This window comes from Neoluteolibacter marinus, assembly GCF_014904755.1.
In the GTDB taxonomy this organism is placed as follows: domain Bacteria; phylum Verrucomicrobiota; class Verrucomicrobiia; order Verrucomicrobiales; family Akkermansiaceae; genus Haloferula; species Haloferula marina.
The window spans coordinates 1-516 of sequence record NZ_JACZFQ010000199.1; the positions used below are offsets into that span (position 1 = coordinate 1).

Genomic DNA, 516 nt, shown 5'->3' on the forward strand with positions numbered 1-516 from the left:
CTCGCATGGTGTTCTGGAGTACTTGTCGTCGTAAGGGATCATCAGATGGTAGATCATGCGTTTCCGCGTTGTCCGCGAAGGTCTTAAGGATTGTCTCAATTTGCTCAAGTTGGTATTGTTCAGAGCGTCGCTTCCGCTCCGCGTTTTGATTGAATAGATAGGCCAGCGTTGCGCCGACGACGGTCACGGCAAAAGGTCCTAGCGCCGTTAGAAACTCCATGAAATTACCATATTCCTTTGATTCTTGTGGGGTAGGTGATGTCGTCCGAGGTTTGCGCTGACCTTAATGAATCCAGCGGACTAGCTTTAGCGCGCTCAATGTGTGCATACTCGTCGCGCTTCCTAAGTATTCTATGCGAGTCATATCTAATATACGCAAATCGGTGGTGATCTGATCCGTCTTGCGCCTCAGGAGAACGCCGATCTTCCTTTGGTGGCGGCTCTGCGTGTCGCCCCGGCACAAGGAGTGTATGTGTGCTCAAAATACGGCTACTATCTCCCGACCAGGGCTATGGG

General features: G+C 51.4%; 1 protein-coding gene. It reads right to left on the reverse strand.

Going from position 1 to position 516, the window contains the following annotated elements; translation table 11 throughout:
• Window positions 1–187: hypothetical protein (locus IG178_RS25790; protein WP_226895760.1), on the reverse strand; the 187-nt coding region annotated here is incomplete at its 3' end.
• Window positions 188–516 lie beyond the last annotated feature (329 nt).